16 protein-coding genes and 1 tRNA gene are annotated in these 19,652 nt (G+C 37.0%); 2 read left to right on the top strand and 15 right to left on the bottom strand.

Annotated features, from left to right (window positions below):
• Positions 1 to 209: 209 nt before the first annotated feature.
• Positions 210 to 1,709 carry a hypothetical protein gene (locus ACF3N8_RS00095; protein WP_392450000.1) on the bottom strand — a complete coding sequence of 500 codons (1,500 nt, stop codon included), beginning with the start codon at positions 1,707 to 1,709 and terminating at the stop codon, positions 210 to 212.
• Positions 1,710 to 2,628: 919 nt separating this feature from the next.
• Positions 2,629 to 2,700, bottom strand: a tRNA-Arg gene (locus ACF3N8_RS00100).
• A gap of 163 nt (positions 2,701 to 2,863) precedes the next feature.
• Here ACF3N8_RS00100 and clpP point away from each other — a divergent pair.
• On the top strand, positions 2,864 to 3,451 hold the full coding sequence (gene clpP / locus ACF3N8_RS00105) for an ATP-dependent Clp endopeptidase proteolytic subunit ClpP (protein WP_009383048.1): 588 nt from the start codon (positions 2,864 to 2,866) through the stop codon (positions 3,449 to 3,451).
• Positions 3,452 to 3,616: 165 nt separating this feature from the next.
• A complete protein-coding gene (locus ACF3N8_RS00110) occupies positions 3,617 to 5,071 on the top strand; it encodes an alkaline phosphatase (RefSeq protein WP_009383050.1) in 1,455 nt (484 codons plus the stop codon).
• Between the two features lie 138 nt (positions 5,072 to 5,209).
• Here the strand turns inward: ACF3N8_RS00110 and whiA are convergent, their stop codons facing one another.
• The 13 genes from whiA to ACF3N8_RS00175 form a co-directional block, all read right to left on the bottom strand.
• Positions 5,210 to 6,154 carry a DNA-binding protein WhiA gene (gene whiA, locus ACF3N8_RS00115; RefSeq protein ID WP_009383052.1) on the bottom strand — a complete coding sequence of 315 codons (945 nt, stop codon included), beginning with the start codon at positions 6,152 to 6,154 and terminating at the stop codon, positions 5,210 to 5,212.
• 73 nt (positions 6,155 to 6,227) lie between these two features.
• Positions 6,228 to 7,220 (bottom strand): YvcK family protein, encoded by a 993-nt coding sequence (gene yvcK / locus ACF3N8_RS00120; protein WP_009383053.1) that lies wholly within the window; start codon positions 7,218 to 7,220, stop codon positions 6,228 to 6,230.
• Entirely contained in the window at positions 7,207 to 8,127 is a 921-nt protein-coding gene (rapZ, locus tag ACF3N8_RS00125) for an RNase adapter RapZ (protein ID WP_009383055.1), read from the bottom strand. The genes yvcK and rapZ overlap by 14 nt, the downstream gene beginning before the upstream one ends.
• A 233-nt stretch (positions 8,128 to 8,360) precedes the next feature.
• A complete protein-coding gene (gene trxB, locus ACF3N8_RS00130) occupies positions 8,361 to 9,296 on the bottom strand; it encodes a thioredoxin-disulfide reductase (protein ID WP_009383057.1) in 936 nt (311 codons plus the stop codon).
• Positions 9,297 to 9,395: 99 nt separating this feature from the next.
• Positions 9,396 to 10,835 (bottom strand): lipopolysaccharide assembly protein LapB, encoded by a 1,440-nt coding sequence (locus tag ACF3N8_RS00135; RefSeq protein WP_009383059.1) that lies wholly within the window; start codon positions 10,833 to 10,835, stop codon positions 9,396 to 9,398.
• Between the two features lie 22 nt (positions 10,836 to 10,857).
• On the bottom strand, positions 10,858 to 11,331 hold the full coding sequence (locus ACF3N8_RS00140; RefSeq protein WP_009383061.1) for a DapH/DapD/GlmU-related protein: 474 nt from the start codon (positions 11,329 to 11,331) through the stop codon (positions 10,858 to 10,860).
• A 6-nt stretch (positions 11,332 to 11,337) separates the two neighbouring features.
• Positions 11,338 to 12,177 carry a prolipoprotein diacylglyceryl transferase gene (gene lgt, locus ACF3N8_RS00145; protein ID WP_009383062.1) on the bottom strand — a complete coding sequence of 280 codons (840 nt, stop codon included), beginning with the start codon at positions 12,175 to 12,177 and terminating at the stop codon, positions 11,338 to 11,340.
• The gene (gene hprK / locus ACF3N8_RS00150; protein WP_009383063.1) at positions 12,174 to 13,115 is read right to left on the bottom strand and encodes an HPr(Ser) kinase/phosphatase; all 942 of its coding nucleotides are present in this window, start codon (positions 13,113 to 13,115) and stop codon (positions 12,174 to 12,176) included. The genes lgt and hprK overlap by 4 nt, the downstream gene beginning before the upstream one ends.
• A gap of 193 nt (positions 13,116 to 13,308) precedes the next feature.
• Positions 13,309 to 13,680 (bottom strand): hypothetical protein, encoded by a 372-nt coding sequence (locus ACF3N8_RS00155; protein WP_009383064.1) that lies wholly within the window; start codon positions 13,678 to 13,680, stop codon positions 13,309 to 13,311.
• 18 nt (positions 13,681 to 13,698) lie between these two features.
• Entirely contained in the window at positions 13,699 to 16,530 is a 2,832-nt protein-coding gene (gene uvrA / locus ACF3N8_RS00160; protein ID WP_009383065.1) for an excinuclease ABC subunit UvrA, read from the bottom strand.
• A gap of 7 nt (positions 16,531 to 16,537) precedes the next feature.
• Positions 16,538 to 18,520 carry an excinuclease ABC subunit UvrB gene (uvrB, locus tag ACF3N8_RS00165; protein ID WP_009383066.1) on the bottom strand — a complete coding sequence of 661 codons (1,983 nt, stop codon included), beginning with the start codon at positions 18,518 to 18,520 and terminating at the stop codon, positions 16,538 to 16,540.
• A gap of 162 nt (positions 18,521 to 18,682) precedes the next feature.
• On the bottom strand, positions 18,683 to 18,919 hold the full coding sequence (locus ACF3N8_RS00170) for a CsbA family protein (protein WP_009383067.1): 237 nt from the start codon (positions 18,917 to 18,919) through the stop codon (positions 18,683 to 18,685).
• Between the two features lie 5 nt (positions 18,920 to 18,924).
• Complete coding sequence (locus tag ACF3N8_RS00175; RefSeq protein WP_009383068.1) at positions 18,925 to 19,566, bottom strand: YfbR-like 5'-deoxynucleotidase; 642 nt, start codon at positions 19,564 to 19,566, stop codon at positions 18,925 to 18,927.
• Positions 19,567 to 19,652 lie beyond the last annotated feature (86 nt).

Raw genomic sequence — 19,652 nt, forward strand, 5'->3', positions numbered from 1 at the left:
TACCCATTTAAAAAGCATTGAAATATATCCTATATGAATCTCATCAACTTTGTTTCGAAAAAAGCACAAATTTACAATTATATTTCAAAATAAATATTAATAATTTCCCTAATTTATTGTCACTCAAATAGGGCCTGAGACAAATTGATTAGATTTGAACTCGGGCCCTTATTCGTTAAACGGTACCATTCATTAAATGCATTTTACATTTATATTTCATTGATATTATTTTCGATTAAGTCACTTTTAGAGTTTGTATAGAAAGCTCCTTTTGGTTCATCGTTACGACGAACAGTTCCATCAAATACTACAGGTTGTCGTACGGTATTCGCAAACAACACAACTGCATAATGTTCGTCACCATATCCTTCAATATCTAAGTTGTGTAAATAGATATCCCTTAACGTTTCACCACGTTGATCAATCAAGACACCATTTTTATTGTCTCGTGCTGTTAAGTGGTTTAATCGAATATCGTTAACTTTACCTTGGGTATTCACCATCTTCGCAATATGATCACTTGTATGGTTGATTTCAGCATTTTCAACATTTAAACGAAGTACCCCTGATAGATACATACCATTAGATGTCGACACATCTTCTGATTCATTATTTACCTTTAAAGCATCAATATCTACATCTGAACAATATTCCAAGTGTAACGCATCTCGATTATCTAGCGTCGGTAACTTATATCGACTATCGAGCACATTAAGCGTTCCTATCTTAATATGAGATACCATTTCAGGCGTTCCATCTAATTCCCCTGAGAACACCTTGAAACCACTTCCCCCACTACGTCTTGTCGTAATGTTATCGAAAGTATGATTTCCTTGTTTATAAACACTATTTCTCGTACCTCCAAGACGAATCGCATGTTCACCAGCGTCTTCAACAACTGTATCTCTGAAATGTAGGTTTTGACACCCTTCAATGAGTAATCCGTTATCTCCCGCATGCCATTTCGCATTAGGATGACGGTTTGTAGCAACGTATTTACCAATATACATATCACGACATTGTCTCATATACATGCCACGAATATACGTATCCGCTTTAATTTCACCTATGTTCCAGTTTCTCGCGTTAAAAGCCATAACGTGATTATCTGAATTCTGAGTACGTATAGAACCTACTTTACCGTTCTCACCAGAAATATTAAACATTGCATCAAATAAATCATTACTCGTATCAATTTTTTCTGTACACTTGAGGTTAACATCACCCACATCTACAGCACCGTTTAAGCTCAACAAACGCCCACTTCCGAATTGAGCCGTTACTAAAATATCTAATTTATCAATTACAGCGCCTGAAGTTGCTTTTACATTATAGAAGTCACTACCATTAGCACCTTTACCTACAACAAGTCGCCCTTCACTAAAGTCATAATTTCCCTCGGGAAAGACGATATTATCGACATAATAATTTTTATGATTAAGTTTTAGTGTCTTATTATGTGAAGTCGCATATTCTACTGCCTTCTTAAAAGCCTGTGTGTCATTCGTGTAGTTAGGATTAATCGAACCATCTTGCTTTAAATAATCACCTTTTGCACCGAAGTCTTCAACCGTTACGACATCAGAATTTGGATCCAATTGATTCCCACCTTCACTTTCATTATTATTTGAGACTTGTGATGCTTGTTGATGCGTCGTGTTGACGAAATGATTATGTTGCTGTCCCGAATCCATCATATCAAAATCCACGCGAATCCTCCTATGTAACAAAGCTATGAAATTTTAAACGTAAAATATTTAGTTTTAAAATAAAACTATTGTATACAAAGATTAATTTAATCCTTGTATAAATTACTTCGGGACTCACTCTAACATATTTGATATAAAATTAAATCTAATTATTATTAAAAGATAGTAATTTTTGTAAAAAATTTCTAATTCAATAAAAAACTCGGAGAGCAGAACGCTCTCCGAGTTTGTGTCATAGGGTTTAATGCCGTAACATCTCCCAATGTTATCATCATTTAACATCCATAGATATGAAGTTTCCCCTAACTATATTAAATTGTACTTTATTAAATCACACACTTCAAATAGCTAATAGGTGCGATATATAGGCATTTTTGTTTAATTAACAGGCCTAAAATCCTGATGTCATCGACTTTTAAAGAGAAATGTTAAGATTTCTAAAAGATTTGATTTACAAAATTGTAAATAACATTCAATTATGTATCACAAATTATTGTCTTGTTAAATTATATCGCTTAATTACTAGTAACCCTTATATTTGAAATTTAAACAACTCGGCATAGTGGACCGTTACTACCGATCTATTATATGAAATTATGAAATTTAAACAGGCTTATAGCAACGCTTGTACCACTAGCAGTAGATAGACCTAGCCTATTAGATCTTAAGAAGCACCATATATTTTAAGTAGCACATTCATTTTAAAGCAGCATTTTATATTTAAAGGACTTTTTAAAAAGAAGGGTCTAGGACATATCACTACAATTCTTTTAAACAGCATGCTTTCCTGGGGCATGGCCGGAGCCTGTAGTCTCCGGTCTCATGCTACTCCCCTAGGAGTCAGCTGTTTTGAGAATTGTATGAAATAAAGCTTATGTGCTCTATTTCACGACTTATGTCCCAGACCCGAATATATGACTCCCCTTGAAAGGAATCGAACCTTCATTATAAGAACCGGAATCTCACGTGTTATCCATTACACTACAAGGGGTTGAATATGAATATGCATTAACAAATAGTTTACAGATGATTTTATTAAAGGTCAATGCTATGATTGATATAATTGATTTCAGGCTATACAGACGTAGTTTTTGACCATGTTTGACTTTTAGACTATAATGTATGTATAAGCTAATTAAAGGAGGACGTACTCAATGAATTTAATTCCAACAGTTATTGAAACTACGAACCGCGGTGAACGTGCTTATGATATTTATTCACGTTTATTAAAAGACCGTATTATTATGTTAGGTTCTCAAGTAGACGATAACGTAGCAAATTCAATCGTTTCACAATTATTATTCTTACAAGCTCAAGATTCTGAAAAGGATATCTATTTATACATTAACTCTCCAGGTGGTAGTGTTACAGCTGGATTTGCGATTTATGATACAATCCAACACATCAAACCTGATGTTCAAACAATTTGTATCGGTATGGCAGCTTCAATGGGATCATTCTTATTAGCTGCTGGTGCTAAAGGTAAACGTTATGCATTACCTAACGCAGAAGTTATGATTCACCAACCACTAGGTGGCGCTCAAGGTCAAGCAACTGAAATTGAAATTGCTGCGAACCACATCTTAAAAACGCGTGCTAAATTAAACAAAATTTTATCTGAACGTACGGGTCAACCAATTGATAAAATCGAAAAAGATACTGACCGCGATAACTTCTTAACGGCTGAAGAAGCTAAAGAATATGGTTTAATTGATGAAGTTATGGCACCAGAACATAAATAATTTTATATAATATTACACACTAATGTGTCGTGCACACATTAGTGTGTTTTTTATTAGCTTTTTATAAATAGAATTTACATAATATTCATTTTATCAATATCTCCACTTTACATTCGTTTGGTACTTTAGTTGTAGGAAAATTAAAAAGTGAAAGGATTTTTGATTATGAAAATGTTTAATAAGTTAGCTGCAACTACTTTAGCTTCAACTTTAATCGCTACATCATTAGGCGTTACTAACGTTACTTTAGCTTCTGGTGCAGGGGAAGCACCTGAAGGTACGCAATTAAACCAAGGTCAACAAGGCGACATGGCTATGTACGGCAATACTGAAAATCCTAAAAATATCATCTTCCTAGTTGGCGATGGTATGGGACCTGCTTTCAACACAGCTTACAGACACTTCAAAGATAACCCAGATACTGAAGAAGTTGAAAAAACAGCATTTGATGACTACTTCGTTGGTGATCAAAGCACTAGCCCTAAAGACCCTGAAGATGACGTAACTGACTCAGCAGCAGGTGCTACTGCATTCAGTACTGGTCACAAAACTTACAATGGTGCAATTAGTGTTAATGAAAAACAAGAACGTTTAAAATCTGTTTTAGAACAAGCTAAAGAAAACGGTAAATCAACTGGTCTTGTTTCAACTGCTGAAATCACTGACGCAACACCAGCTGCTTACGCTGCTCACGTTAAAGAACGTGGTATGAAAGACGAAATCGCGCAACAATTCTTTAATGACAAAATCAATGGTCAACATAAAGTAGACGTACTTTTAGGTGGCGGTAGCAAATACTTTGGCGAAGAAAACGGTAACTTAAAAGAGAAATTCGCTCAAGATGGCTATGAAGTAGTTGAAAACCGCGAAGACTTATTAAACTCTAAAGACGATCAATTATTAGGTTTATTCTCTGAAGGAAATATGCCTTTACAAATTGATGCGCCAGAAGATGATCCTAGATTAGTAGAAATGCAATCAATCGCTTTAGATCGTTTACAAAAGAACGACAAAGGTTTCTTCTTAATGGTTGAAGGTGCTTCAATTGATAAATCAGCTCACCCTAACGACATCACTGGTGTTATGTCTGAAATGGAAGGTTTCGAAAAAGCATTCGAAAATGCTACAAACTATGCGAAACAAAATCCTGACACATTAGTTGTTGCGACAGCTGACCACTCAACTGGTGGCTTATCAATGGCTAAAGGTAAAGAATATAGATGGGATCCTGAATATATCCGTCAAATGAAACATTCTGGTTCTTACATGACTGACCAAATTATCGAAGGTAAAGACGTTGAAGAAGTAATTCAAAACGGTTATGGTTTTGACCTTGATAAAGAACAAATGAAAGCTATCAAAAAAGAAGCTAAAGCATTAAGTAAACTTGATGAAGAAAAAGACGGCGACAAGTACGGTGAACAAAAACAAAAATTACAAGATGCTATCCAAAAACCAATTAATGATAAATCTAACACTGGTTGGACAACATATGGTCACACTGGCGTAGACGTTAATACTTACGGTTTCGGCCCTGGTATCGATAGCTTCAGAGGTCACATCGACAATACTGACTCTGCCAAAAACATTTTCGACTTCTACAAAAACGAAGTTCAATAATCTATCATAAATGCGCTTAAAACCTATCATTGTTTAAAAGCCCATTCCCCTAGCCTCGAGCTAGCGGGGAATGGGCTTATTTTTAAATGCAGAAAAACGCAAAAAGCAGCATGTCCACTTAAAGGACCGCTGCTTCACTTATAGTTCTAATGGTTCACCATTACGAATTTTATCCGCCATTTCATTAAGCTTTCTCAATCGATGGTTGATACCTGATTTAGAAATCTTACCAGTACTCATCATCTCACCTAGTTCTTTTAACGAAATATCTTGATGCTCAACCCTAAGCTTCGCGACTTCACGCAGCCTGTCCGGTAAATTCTCAAGTCCAATTTCCTCGTCAATCAACTGAATACTCTCCACTTGACGCATTGCCGCGCTAACCGTCTTATTTAAATTTGCTGTCTCACAGTTTACAAGACGGTTCACAGAATTCCTCATATCTCTCACAATACGCACGTCTTCGAACTTAAGTAACGCTTGATAGCCGCCTATTAAGCTGAGAAAGTCTGCAATTCTTTCCGCTTCTTTCAGGTATGTAATCCACCCTTTTTTACGCTCCAAATGCTTCCCATTTAAATCATAATGATTCATTAAATGCGTTAAACTCTCAGAGTGATTTTCATATAGTGAAAAGATCTCTAAGTGGTATGACGATGTTTCAGGATTATTCATGGATCCACCAGCAAGAAACGCACCTCTTAAATAACTGCGCTTCATCTCATCTGTCTTAATCATACTTTCGTCGATATCATGCATGAACACGCCATCTTTCAAGATACCGAGTTCATTAAGAATATCACGCGCTTTTGTTTTCACACGACAAATGTAGATATTATTTTTCTTCAGTTTCATCTTTTTACGAACGAGAATATCAACTTCTACTAAAAAGACCTTTTTAATAAGTGAAAAGATACGTCTCGCAGTCGTCGCATTCTCTGTTTGAATATTGATAATAAATTGTTGGTTACTAAAACTTAATGCGCCATTCATACGAATCAAAGCACTGAGCTCTGCTTTCGCATTGGCATCATCCACTTCTATGCGTGTTAATTCATTTTTCATATCTGATGCAAAGCTCATTGTGCATACGATCCTTTCTATTTGTTAATGAAGTGTATCCGTCATTGTCAAAGGACGCTTAAATCTCGTCGCATTATTTATCTTGATCAGGGTTGTACTGAATTGTACTGATTTCTTGTAATGCAATTTCATAAATCGTTTGAGCTAACGCTTTCGTATTATGACGCACATGGTCATTTTTAGAAATTTGTACTAGATTGTTACCTTCAATCACTTTAACACCTAAGGCTTTAATGTCTTCTGGTGAGTATTTCACTGGTTGTGATTGTTCACGTTCATAACGTTTCATAATCTTAGGATCCATTTCTCTTGTCGTACAAATTACGAAATCAAGGAATGGTGCTTTGACATGATTATGAATTGCGTTAATATGGTCGACGGTTGTGTAACCATCTGTTTCACCAGGTTGTGTCATAATATTAGATACATATAACTTTGTTGCCTGGCTATCTACTACAGCGTTACCAATCCCTTTTACGCATAGATTTGAAATCACACTTGTATAAAGGGAACCAGGACCAAGGACGATTAAATCTGCTTCCTCAAGTGCTTTAATCGCCTCGTCCATAGGTTCAGCGTCTTCTGGTTCTAAAAAGACACGCTTGATTTGTTTATTTTTAGTGGGAATGGTAGACTCCCCTGCGACAATTTCGCCATCTTCCATTTCAGCGTTTAACGAAACACTTTTATTCGTTGATGGAATGACACGTCCTTTAATATTTAGTACTTTACTTAGTTCTTTTACAGCATGACCAAAGTCATCTGTAATATTTGTCATTGCTGCGATTAATAAATTACCGATTGCGTGACCTTCAACTTGATTTTCATTAAAACGATAATTGAACAGTTGTTGAATGGTTGGTTCTGCATCACTTAAGGCAGCAATTACATTTCGTATATCTCCCGGTGCAGGTATATCCATTTGGTTACGTATCTTACCTGTACTACCACCATCATCCGCTACGGTAACAATTGTGGTGATATCTACCGGAAAATTTTTTAAACCACGTGCTAGTACAGATAAACCTGTACCACCACCGATTAAAACTAATTTAAGTTGTTCCATTTCTCTCGCCACTTTCAATTTCGGCATCTCGATGATGCGCGTAGACATTATAATCGTATATTTCTTTTAAATCTTCGCTAAGTCTTTGAGCTAATGCAACTGAACGGTGTTGACCACCTGTACATCCAATCGCAATGACTAATTGGGCTTTCCCTTCCTTTTTGTACCCTGGAATCATAAATTTAAGTAAATCTAAAAGCTTTTCATAGAAAATCGTTGTCTCTTTCCATTTCATAACGTATTTATATACTTCGTCATCTAGACCGGTCATTGGACGAAGTGCCTCGATATAATATGGGTTTGGTAAAAATCGCACATCAAATAACAGATCTGCATCCATTTGCGGACCATGTTTAAACCCGAAGCTCGTTACGTAAATGCTAAATAGTTCTTCATTCTCACTACCAAAACGTGCTTCGATACGACGCTTTAACTCTTTTGGAGATAATGCAGTTGTATCAATCGTAAAGTTCGCAAGACTTCTCACGTCTGATAATAAATTACGTTCTTCTTGAATAGAATCGATTAAAGTGCCATTGTTCTCAGCCGCTAAAGGGTGTGCACGTCTCGTTTCTTTGTATCTTGAAACAAGCTTTTCATCGTTCGCATCTACAAACATAACGTCTACAATGACATTCTTACGACTTAACACTAAATCAATCTCTTGAATTAACGATTGGAAGAAATCCTTACCTCTTAAATCAACACCAATTGCTACTTTTTGAAGTGAAGGGTTACCTTGATCCATTAATTCAACGAATTTATGCAATAAAATGGGCGGTAAATTATCTACACAAAAGTACCCTAAATCTTCTAAAACTTGTATCACAACTGATTTTCCAGCACCTGATAAACCTGTAACAACGAGTAGTTCACTTTTAGTTACTTCATTTTGTTCATGTTGCATGACTCAAAACCACCATCCTATTATATTCAATTACTAGTTTACATTAAAACGGTCTTTAGTAGTAGGCATATACAAAACTTCTCTAAACTTTCCCTCTTTTAAAAGATAACACGTATGACGACACACATGTTATGAATATTGATATAAGTCTCGGCGTATTCAAACATTGCTTTTCACCACAAAGAAAAAGCCAAGGCAAACCTTTGCCTCAGCTTGAAACTTGCGTCGTAGCATTATTCATCTTCAAGTTCTTCAATATAAGCGATAGCGCTTTGAGCTGCAATACTACCGTCGCCAGTAGCTGTAACGATTTGACGTAAACCTTTCTCACGAACGTCACCTGCAGCAAAGATACCTGCTACATTTGTTTTCATTGCATCGTCCGTTTGGATATAGCCTACATCATTTGTAATACCTAAATCAGAGAATGGTTGTGTTAACGGCTTCATACCGATATAAACGAAGACACCATCAGCGTCTAATGTTTGTTCTGAACCATCTTTCGTTGATTCAATTGTGATTGAACCGACTTTACCGTCTTTCTCATTAATAGATTGTAATGTGTGGCTCCAAATGAAGTCCATTTTATCATTTTTAAAAGCACGGTCTTGTAAGATTTTTTGAGCTCTTAATTCATCACGACGGTGAATAACAGTAACTTTCTTAGCGAATTTCGTTAAGAACGTACCTTCTTCAACAGCTGAGTCACCGCCACCAATAACATAAACGTTCTTATCCTTAAAGAACGCGCCGTCACATACTGCACAGTAACTTACACCACGGCCGCCTAGCTCTTCTTCGCCAGGAACACCGATCTTCTTGTATTCAGCACCAGTTGAAATGATCACTGCTTTTGCCGTAACCGTTTTAGAACCTAAATCGACAACTTTGTAGTCGCCTTTATCTTCAATACCTTTAATGTCACCATATGTGTATTCAGCACCGAATTTTTTCGCATGTTCGAACATCTTAGTAGATAAATCAGGACCTGTAATAAAATCAAAACCTGGGAAGTTCTCTACCTCTTCTGTATTAGCCATTTGGCCACCTGGCATACCGCGTTCAATCATAACCGTGCTTAAATTAGCACGTGAAGCGTAAACTGCAGCCGTCATACCTGCTGGACCAGCACCGATAATGGCTACATCGTATTCTACTTGTTCTGTCATTAGTCTTCCTCCTCTATTATCTATGACTGTTTTCAATTTAATTAGTAGCGATTGATCATTAACACATGCATTGTACAATAATTAACCGAAATTTTACATTTAAATGCTCAAAAGTATATTTAACATTTTATTTAATTTGTAGGTACTAACTTGAAACCATTCTGACATGTCTTTTTTCGTGACCTTTTGATGACGTTCTGCCTTAAAGAATAGGTATACAACCGCCGCAACATAGGCGTTCTCGTCTGAAAGGTCTTTTCGAGAAGCGATGATAGACTCTGCGTAGTCAATCCAACTTAACATCAATTGATTGCTATTGACAAGACGGTCTTCATCATAGATAAGTTTTAAGCCTCTGTGAATGAAGTCCAAACGCGTCAGTTTCAAATCGCTTACAAGATAGGAAATATAAAGTCGTTCATAATCACCCATTGATTCTAAGACGTGCCAAATGTCCTCGGTCATGATGATGGACTGCCCTTTCTCTTGATCGAGTAAAAAGATACCAAGTATACGACGTGCGAGATCATCATCCATTAGTAGCGGTTCAATATGATCTTTAAAGAACGCTTTACTATGCGCAATCATCCAAGGTGCATGTCCTACCTCTACTTGAGAAATTTCACGTAATTGTTCCCAAAAATACTTACTCTTAGACGTATTTCCGAGGAAATAACTATTGAAGCTCAAGGCGTGAAACATTTGGTAAGACAAATATTTCCCCTTCTTATAAAGTGGCACGAGTAACTGATTCGATGCATGGTATTGTTTTAAGAAGCTCAGCACAATGCCTAACTTAAAGCTTTCGTCATCATTAATTGGCGCAATTTTACGAAGCAATTGCACATACTTTTTAAACTGTTCACGTTGATTTGTGTTATAGAGTAACAACGTATAGTGACATAAAGCATGTACATCGCTTGAGTCTTCACTTAGAAGGCGCTCAAACATTTCTTTCGCAACTGAGTATTCGTTTAAATATAAATAGCACATTGCTAATAAGTTGCGACTTACTCTATGTTCACGTACGTGTTCTTCAAGGCTTTCCATATAGTCACGCGCATCTATTAAACGCCCTTGACCAAATAAATGTTGGAAAATCATTTGCGCTGAGAACAGTTCGCTTTCTAGCTTTAATTTCTTTTCTTCATGATACGTCACTTCAAACATATCTTCTAACTCTTCGCGGTAGTCCGCATCGTCGCTTGTAAATACATAATTTAAACCAAACAAGTAAGCCTTGTTTGGTTCATTCTGAGCGATGTTAATCTGGCTGAGTTCATAATAACTCTCAGGGATCTTGTCGCCCGTAACGATTTGATCAAAGAATAATTGCTCAGCTTCGTTAAACTTTTTAAGTTTCGTTAAAGCAAAAGCAAGTTCCTTCTTAATTTCAAAGTCGTGAGGTGACAATTCTAAGACCTTATGATAGTAGTATGAAGCCTTTGAATAATCGTGCTGTAAAGATTTTGTTTTAGCGCGCTTTTCATAGAAAGCTTGATCAAACTTCATTGGTATAACCTTGTCGTGATGTGTCATAGGTATTGCCACCTCCATATATTTATTTAAGTTGCATGGGATTACCGTACGCTAATGCATGATCTGGTACATTTTTCGTTACAACGGTACCTGCGCCAACTTTCGCATAGTTGCCAATCGTCACGCCGGGTAATATTGTAACGTTTGCGCCGATCAACGTGTAATCTCCAATTTGAACGTTACCTTTTCTAAATTCATCGACTAAAAATTCATGTGTAAGTATTGTAGCATTATACCCAATAACTGAGCGTTTGCCAATAGCTATTAGTTCAGGATACATGATATCAGGTACTGCTTTAAAAGCAATAGCCGTCTCTTCACCGATTTTCATACCTAACAATTTTATAAAAAGTGTACGCTTTAAACGTACACTTGGTAAATATCTGCATGCTTCTATAACAACTGTGTTCTTTAAAATCTTTCCGAACTTTATAAAACGATACATATGCCACAACGGATTTCTGTGGCTAGATGGTGTTTTCGTTAACTTTCTCAAATGTTATCACTTACCTTTTTCTTTTGAAGTAGGCCATGGTAACACGCCAACATCTTTATAACGTGGAACGTTATATTTAAAGCGTCTGAACAAGATTAGCGCGATACCGATGATTATTAAGAGTAATGATACTAACTGAGCAACGCGAATTAAATCCGCAATCATTAATGCATCGGTACGTAGTCCTTCGATAAAGAAGCGGCCAAATGAGTACCATATTAAATATAAGAAGAACGTTTCACCAATCTTAAGGTGCTTTCTTAAAGCAATCAGAATGATAAACCCTAAGACGTCCCAAATCGATTCATATAAGAACGCTGGGTGGTAATACGTGCCGTCGATTTTCATATTCTCAATGATAAAGTTTGGAATGTGTAATCCCTCTAGAAAGGACCTTGAAACCGGGCCACCATGTGCTTCATGGTTCATAAAGTTACCCCATCTACCAATACCTTGCGCTAAAATAATACTTGGTGCTACCACGTCTCCGATTTGTAGTGGACTGTAATTCTTCTGCTTACAAAGGATTAATCCTGTTAAGAAGGCACCGATTAAGCCACCGTGGATGGCAATACCGCCTTTCCATATCATCGGTATTTCAACAGGATGCTTCATGTAATAAGGGAATTGGAAGATTACAAAGTAAATACGTGCGGCTAAGATCGCGAAAATGACACTTAAAATAATCATGTTCAGTAAGTCATCTTCTTTATAACCAACCTTATCGGCACTTTTTTGTGCGATAAAATAACCAATCGCAATGGCACTCGCGATAATAATCCCGTACCAATGTACTTGAATCGGTCCTAAACTAAAAGCAATTGGGTCTATGTATGCAAGATTCATTTCTTACGCTCCTTATTTTTATTTCCGTTTTTCATGATTTCTGCATTTAAACGGTTATTGAATTCTTCAGCAGTATTGATGCCCATAATATTTAATCGGTAATTCATTGCTGCTACTTCAATAATAACCGCAACATTTCGCCCAGGTCTTACCGGGATCGTCTTCTTCGTTATGTCTGTATCTAAAATCGTAAGCGATTCTTCATGTAACCCAATTCTGTCATAAAGTTTATTTTCATTCCATGTTTCAAGGTCAATATTGAGTCGAATACGCTTTTCAGTCAATATCGAACCTGCGCCAAATAACGTCATCACGTTGATAATACCGAGCCCTCTAATTTCAAGTAAATGCTCGATAATCTTTGGCGGCTTACCAATTAACTCGTCTTTCGTAATTTGTCTAATTTCAACATTATCATCCGCAACAAGTCTGTGACCACGTTTGACAAGTTCTAAGGCTGTCTCACTTTTACCAATGCCTGAGTCCCCTGTTATGAGTACACCTACACCGTACACGTCAACTAATACACCATGTAACGACGTTGAGCGTGCAAGTCGTCGTTCAAGATATGTAGTTAATTGTCCCATCAGACGCGTTGTTGCGTCGTGAGATTTAAACAACGGCGTATTTAATTCCTTTGCTGCTTCGATTAATTCTTCAGGTGGCTCTAAATCACGCGTTATGATAATTGCTGGTGTTTCTTCACGGCATAAACTACGCATGCGCCCTTCTTTAGACGCTTCAGGCAACAAATTATAGAACGACAATTCCGTCGTACCTAATATCTGAATACGGTCTTTCGCATAGTGTGAAAAATAACCTGCCATTTCGAGACCAGGTCTTGATATGTCTGTGTTATGTATAGGGCGGTCTAAACCTTCTTCGCCTGCGATAAGTTCTAAATCAAACTTCTCTATTAAACATTTCGCACTTATCATGCTTGTCACCTCAATTGCTAACTTCACTACTCTTTTATCATACCAAAAAGCAACACGATTCCACATTAAAAACTAAACATTTCACTCGATTTCTTTTTTGAAAAGCCCTATCGTAAAAACGAATTATTATTGCTATAAAATAAAGCCTTAGATGAAATGGGATTCATACTAAGGCTTAAAGTATCACTAAAAACTATTTTCTTTTATTAGGATCTAGAAAATCGCTAAGATTCTTAAGCGTTGATTCCATTTCATTAAATGGATCTTTCTTACCTGAATCACGATTTTGTTCATATCGCTTAAAACTTTCATTTAACTTATCCGTTACATTACGAAACGATTTACGAATTTCGTCTTCAATATCTTGAATATCATCTTGACGTGAAGTTGACTCGTTGTCTTTTGCTGAAGTGTCCTCTTGAGACGTACTTGTTGCTTTGGAATTTGTCGTTGATGCTTGTTCTTGAGATTTAGTATCAATCGCATCAAGTAACATTGAAGCATCTTCAACTGAAATCTTATCATCTTTAAGTAGTTCTAAAATCTTTAATTTAGCCTGACTCATGTGAATCCCTCCTTTAAATTAGTCTTTATCTCGTTCTAAAACAGTCTTCAAATATTGACCTGTATATGAATCTTTATATTCAGCAATGTCTTCAGGTGTACCTGTCGCGACTAGCGTACCACCGCCGTCGCCACCTTCAGGTCCTAAGTCTATGATGTGGTCTGCCGTTTTAATCACATCTAAATTATGTTCGATAATCACAACCGTGTCACCATTATCTACAATTCGGTTCAGAACTTTGAGTAAGCGTTTAATATCATCAACGTGAAGACCTGTAGTCGGTTCATCAAGAATGTAAATAGAACGACCTGTAGAGCGCTTGTGAAGTTCTGAAGCAAGTTTAACACGTTGCGCTTCACCACCTGATAATGTCGTAGCTGGTTGGCCAAGTGTGATATACCCTAGACCAACATCTACAAGCGTTTGAAGCTTACGTTTAATCTTAGGTATATTTTCAAAGAAATGCGTCGCATCTTCTACAGTCATTTCGAGAACGTCCGCAATACTTTTACCTTTGTATTTTACTTCTAACGTTTCACGGTTATAACGTTTACCGTCACAAACTTCACAAGGCACATAAACATCTGGTAAGAAGTGCATTTCTATTTTAATAATACCATCACCCTTACAAGCTTCACATCTACCGCCTTTAACGTTAAAACTAAAACGTCCTTTTTGATAACCGCGTACTTTAGCTTCGTTCGTATTTTGGAATACTTCACGGATATTATCAAATACACTTGTGTAAGTAGCAGGGTTTGAACGTGGCGTACGACCAATTGGTGACTGGTCAATATCAATGATCTTATCGACATGTTCTAGCCCTTTAATGGCATCATGTTCACCAGGCTTCACTTTAGATTTATTGATTTTTTGCGCTAAACTTTTATATAACACTTCATTCACAAGTGAACTTTTACCTGATCCTGACACACCTGTGACAACAGTCATCGTTGATAACGGAAAGTCTACCGTTACGCCTTTTAAGTTGTTACTTCTTGCACCTTCAACCGTGATTTTACGGTCAGTCACGTCACGGCGATGCTCAGGTACATCTACTTTTTTCTTACCTGATAAGTACTGTCCAGTTAGTGATTTCTTATTTTTCATAACTTGTTTAGGCGTACCACTTGCGACGATTTCACCACCGAAATCACCTGCACCAGGGCCTACGTCAACAAGATAATCCGCTGCACGCATCGTATCGTCATCATGTTCAACTACAATTAAAGTATTACCTAGGTCGCGCATTTCTTTTAAAGTGTTAATTAAGCGATCATTGTCACGTTGGTGTAAACCAATCGATGGCTCATCCAGCACATAGAGCACACCAGATAAACGTGAACCAATTTGGGTAGCCAGTCGAATACGCTGTGCTTCCCCACCTGAAAGCGTACCGGATGAACGGTTAAGTGTTAGATAGTCAAGACCAACGTTATATAAGAACTCTAAGCGAGACGTAATCTCTTTCAAGATTAACTTCGCAATCGTTTGTTCTTGCTCTGTTAATTCAATATTACGGAAATAATCGAGCGCATCTTTAATTGAATAGCGCACAACTTCACCTATATTTAAGTCACCCACATAAACAGATAGCGCGTCTTCATTTAAACGCTTACCATGACACGTCTCACATGGTAATTCCGTCATATATTTCTGCATCATTTCACGCACGTACTCTGAAGGTGAATCATGAAATCTACGGTTAATATTCGGTATTACACCTTCAAATGCCATCGTACGCGTACGCTTTTGACCGTTTTTTGATTCGAACTTAAATTCAATTTGCTTACCTTTCGAGCCATAGAGAATAATATCCTTCTGACGTTTCGTTAACTTTTTAAATGGTTTATCCATTTTGATTTTATAAACTTCGCACACACGTTTTAATAATGTTGGATAGAAGTTCGAACTTGTCGGTTCCCAAGGTACAATCGCACCCTCTTCTAACGTCTTATCCTTGTCTGGCACGACTAAATCTAAGTCAACAGTTAGAGATTGCCCTAATCCGTCACACGTTGGACAAGCACCAAATGGACTGTTGAAACTAAACATTCTTGGTTCAAGTTCCCCAATTGAAAAGCCACATATCGGACACGCGTGATTTTCTGAGAAGGTCAGTGGTTCTGAACCAATCACATCAACTGTTAAATTACCTTCTGCTAATTCAAGAACTGTCTCAATAGAATCCGCTAAGCGTGTTTCAATACCAGGTTTTACAACTAAACGGTCTACGACGATATCAATAGAATGATGCTTATTCTTATCAAGCTCAGGTACTTCCATAACATCCATGATTTCACCATCTACACGGACACGTACATACCCTTTTTTATTAATATCTTCAAGTAGCTTTTCATGCGCACCCTTACGATGATTGACAACAGGTGCTAAAAGTTGAATTTTAGTACGTTCTTCTAATTCGAGAATACGGTCTACCATTTGTTGAACCGTTTGAGATTCAATTTCAATGTTATGTTCTGGGCAATAAGGGCGTCCAATACGCGCATATAAAAGACGGATATAGTCATAAATTTCTGTTACAGTTGCCACTGTTGAACGCGGGTTTTTACTTGTAGTCTTTTGGTCAATTGAAATAGCCGGTGATAAACCTTCAATCGTATCTACATCCGGTTTATCCATTTGACCTAAAAATTGACGTGCATAGGCACTTAACGATTCCACATAACGTCTTTGGCCTTCTGCGTAAATAGTATCGAATGCTAGTGACGACTTACCTGAACCAGACAAACCTGTCATAACGATTAATTTATGTTTAGGTAATTCAATATCTACGCCTTTTAAGTTATGGGCACGCGCCCCTTTGATTACTATTGATGAATCTTTCATTTATGCTTCACCCTTCTGATTTTAATTCAAAAAGTAAATCTCTTAATTCTTGAGCGCGTTCGAAGTCGAGTTCTTTTGCGGCAGCTTTCATTTCTTTTTCTACATTTTCAATTGTTTTCTCGCGCTCTTTCTTCGTTAACTTCTTAGGTACTTCGACTTGTTGTTGTTCATTTGTTTCGTCCGCTTCGACTGTAGCACTAATGACATCACGAATCTTCTTGTTAATCGTTTTCGGTGTGATGCCGTGCTTTTCATTATGTGCCATTTGGATTTCTCGACGACGTTCTGTTTCATCAATCGCATACTGCATTGAATCCGTAATTTTATCCGCATACATGATAACTTCACCTTTGTCATTACGCGCAGCACGACCAATTGTCTGAACAAGAGAACGTTCTGAACGTAAGAAACCTTCTTTATCCGCATCAAGGATAACTACAAGTGATACTTCTGGAATATCGATACCTTCCCTTAATAAGTTAATACCGATTAAGACATCAAAGGTACCCATACGTAAATCACGAATAATTTCAATACGTTCGAGTGTTTTGATTTCTGAGTGTAAGTAATTGACTTTTACGCCCGCTTCTTTAAGGTATGTGGTTAAGTCTTCACTCATTTTCTTCGTTAATGTCGTAACTAAGACACGTTCATTACGTTCGACACGGTCCTGAATTTCACTTAATAAATCATCAATTTGATTTTCAGTTGGTCGAACTTCAATTTTAGGATCAAGTAACCCTGTAGGACGGATAATTTGTTCAACCATTTCATCTGTATGTTCAAGTTCGTACGGACCTGGTGTTGCAGAAACGTATACGAGTTGATGTGTCTTATCTTCGAACTCTTCAAATTTTAGTGGTCTATTGTCGAGCGCACTTGGCAGACGAAAGCCGTGTTCCACTAAAACATTTTTACGCGCACGGTCACCGTTATACATCCCTCTGATTTGCGGTATCGTTACGTGAGACTCATCAATCATAATGAGCCAATCATCGCCAAAGTAATCAAGCAACGTATACGGTGTTGATCCTAATGGGCGTAATGTTAAATGCACAGAATAGTTCTCGATTCCTGAGCAAAAGCCCATTTCACGCATCATTTCTAGATCATAGTTCGTACGCTGTTCAAGTCGTTGTGCTTCTAATAATTTATTCTCGCTTCTTAAAAGTTCTAAACGTTCTTCTAACTCAGCCTCAATACGTTCAATCGCTACTTTTAGCTTTTCATCACGGGTAACGAAGTGTGATGCTGGGAAGATAGGAAAGTGCTTACGGTCCTTAATCACTTCGCCCGTTAAGTAATTCACTTCGCGAATGCGGTCTATTTCGTCACCAAAGAATTCAACACGGATACACATCTCTTCACGTGAAGCTGGGAAAATTTCTACCACATCACCGCGAACACGGAACGTACCACGTCTAAAGTCGATATCGTTACGTGTATATTGCACATCTACTAGCTTACGTAAAAGTTCACTACGGTCCATTTCCATCCCTACACGGATACTTACAACTAAGTCTTTATATTCTTCCGGATTACCTAAACCGTAAATACAACTTACGCTGGCGATGATGATAACATCATCACGTTCGAACAATGCACTTGTTGCTGAGTGTCGGAGTTGGTCGATTTCATCGTTGATTGAGGCATCTTTTTCGATAAACGTATCTGTAGATGGAACATAAGCTTCAGGTTGATAATAATCATAGTAACTTACGAAATATTCGACTCTATTTTCAGGGAAGAATTCTTTAAACTCACTATATAATTGTCCAGCAAGCGTCTTATTGTGAGCGATAATTAAAGTGGGCTTACCGACTTCTTTAATAACATTACTCATTGTAAAGGTTTTACCAGTACCTGTTGCACCAAGTAATGTTTGGTGACGTTTACCGTCCTTAACACCCTGTGCAATTTTAGCTATTGCTTCAGGTTGGTCACCACGCGGCTCAAAATCTGAGGCAATTTTAAATGGATAATGTTCCATGCGCCATCCTCCTATCGATATCTTTCATTATTATATATTTTAACAGATTAACTAAATCTAATACAAACATCTGTTCGCAAAATAAAAAAGACGGGTTAGTGCTTTATATACACTAACTTCCCGTCTTTTTAGACTTTTAAATAAACTGTATTTAAAAAAGTTTTATTCGTCTTCCTTTTTGCGATGATATTTTAACGTATCTACAATGACATAACCTGCAAGTAAGGAAATAACATCTATAAAGATAATCCATTGGCTATGAAAGAACCCTTTATAAATTGATCCGCCTATTAACGCTAATGCGACAATCGTACCGACCCATTTATTACGTGTTAGAAAACTAAACATTACGACTAATATACACGGAAAGAAGGCGGCTAATACCATCCAAATTAACATAAGACTCACCCATTCCTTTTATTAAGAATAGACATTGTTTTCTCTTTTAATTCTGCTTTTGGAATAAATTTCTCGGTTAACATTTCTGGGATAATATTTTCAATGAAATCTTGAACTGAATATAAGTGGTCAAATTGCATGATCGTTTCGAGGGACATTTCATAGATTTCAAAGAATAATGGTTCTGGATTACGTTTCTGAATTTCTTCAAACGTTTCGTATAATAAATCAATTTTATCAGCAACTGATAGAATTTGACCTTCAATTGAATCATCTTTGCCTTCTTGAAGACGTTCTCTATAAATTTCTTGATATTGTTCTGGGATTTCTTCTTTGATAAACGTTTCGACCATCTCTTCTTCAACTTGAGAGAATAATTTCTTCAATTCACTACTCGCGTATTTAACTGGTGTCTTAATATCACCTGTAAATATTTCAGCAAAATCGTGATTAAGCGCCTTCTCATAAAGACTCTTCCAATTAATTTCTCGACCGTAATGCTCCTCAACTGTTGCGAGGTATTGTGCTATCTTAGTCACTTTAAAAGAATGCGCGGCTACATTATGTTCTTGATACTTAAATTTCCCAGGTAATCGAATTAAATTTTCAAGATCGGTTAGACGTTTAAAATATTGATGCACGCCCAATTTGAACGCCTCCTTTATAAAGGAATATTATTTCTTTTAATTATAACAAGACTTCTTTTAAATGAAAGTATTGAGATGTCGTTATT

The sequence above is a fragment of the Staphylococcus massiliensis genome (genome assembly GCF_043186315.1).
In the GTDB taxonomy this organism is placed as follows: domain Bacteria; phylum Bacillota; class Bacilli; order Staphylococcales; family Staphylococcaceae; genus Staphylococcus; species Staphylococcus massiliensis.

Excerpts from the sequence above, each read along its gene's own strand:
- whiA (WP_009383052.1), bottom strand. The coding sequence starts at position 6,154 with ATGAGCTTTGCATCAGATATGAAAAATGAATTAACACGCATAGAAGTG.
- trxB (WP_009383057.1), bottom strand. The coding sequence starts at position 9,296 with ATGACAGAACAAGTAGAATACGATGTAGCCATTATCGGTGCTGGTCCA.
- ACF3N8_RS00110 (WP_009383050.1), top strand. The coding sequence starts at position 3,617 with ATGAAAATGTTTAATAAGTTAGCTGCAACTACTTTAGCTTCAACTTTA.
- hprK (WP_009383063.1), bottom strand. The coding sequence starts at position 13,115 with ATGATAAGTGCGAAATGTTTAATAGAGAAGTTTGATTTAGAACTTATC.
- yvcK (WP_009383053.1), bottom strand. The coding sequence starts at position 7,220 with ATGGAACAACTTAAATTAGTTTTAATCGGTGGTGGTACAGGTTTATCT.
- ACF3N8_RS00170 (WP_009383067.1), bottom strand. The coding sequence starts at position 18,919 with ATGTTAATTTGGATGGTATTAGCCGCCTTCTTTCCGTGTATATTAGTC.
- clpP (WP_009383048.1), top strand. The coding sequence starts at position 2,864 with ATGAATTTAATTCCAACAGTTATTGAAACTACGAACCGCGGTGAACGT.
- uvrA (WP_009383065.1), bottom strand. The coding sequence starts at position 16,530 with ATGAAAGATTCATCAATAGTAATCAAAGGGGCGCGTGCCCATAACTTA.
- ACF3N8_RS00155 (WP_009383064.1), bottom strand. The coding sequence starts at position 13,680 with ATGAGTCAGGCTAAATTAAAGATTTTAGAACTACTTAAAGATGATAAG.
- ACF3N8_RS00135 (WP_009383059.1), bottom strand. The coding sequence starts at position 10,835 with ATGACACATCACGACAAGGTTATACCAATGAAGTTTGATCAAGCTTTC.
- lgt (WP_009383062.1), bottom strand. The coding sequence starts at position 12,177 with ATGAATCTTGCATACATAGACCCAATTGCTTTTAGTTTAGGACCGATT.
- rapZ (WP_009383055.1), bottom strand. The coding sequence starts at position 8,127 with ATGCAACATGAACAAAATGAAGTAACTAAAAGTGAACTACTCGTTGTT.
- uvrB (WP_009383066.1), bottom strand. The coding sequence starts at position 18,520 with ATGGAACATTATCCATTTAAAATTGCCTCAGATTTTGAGCCGCGTGGT.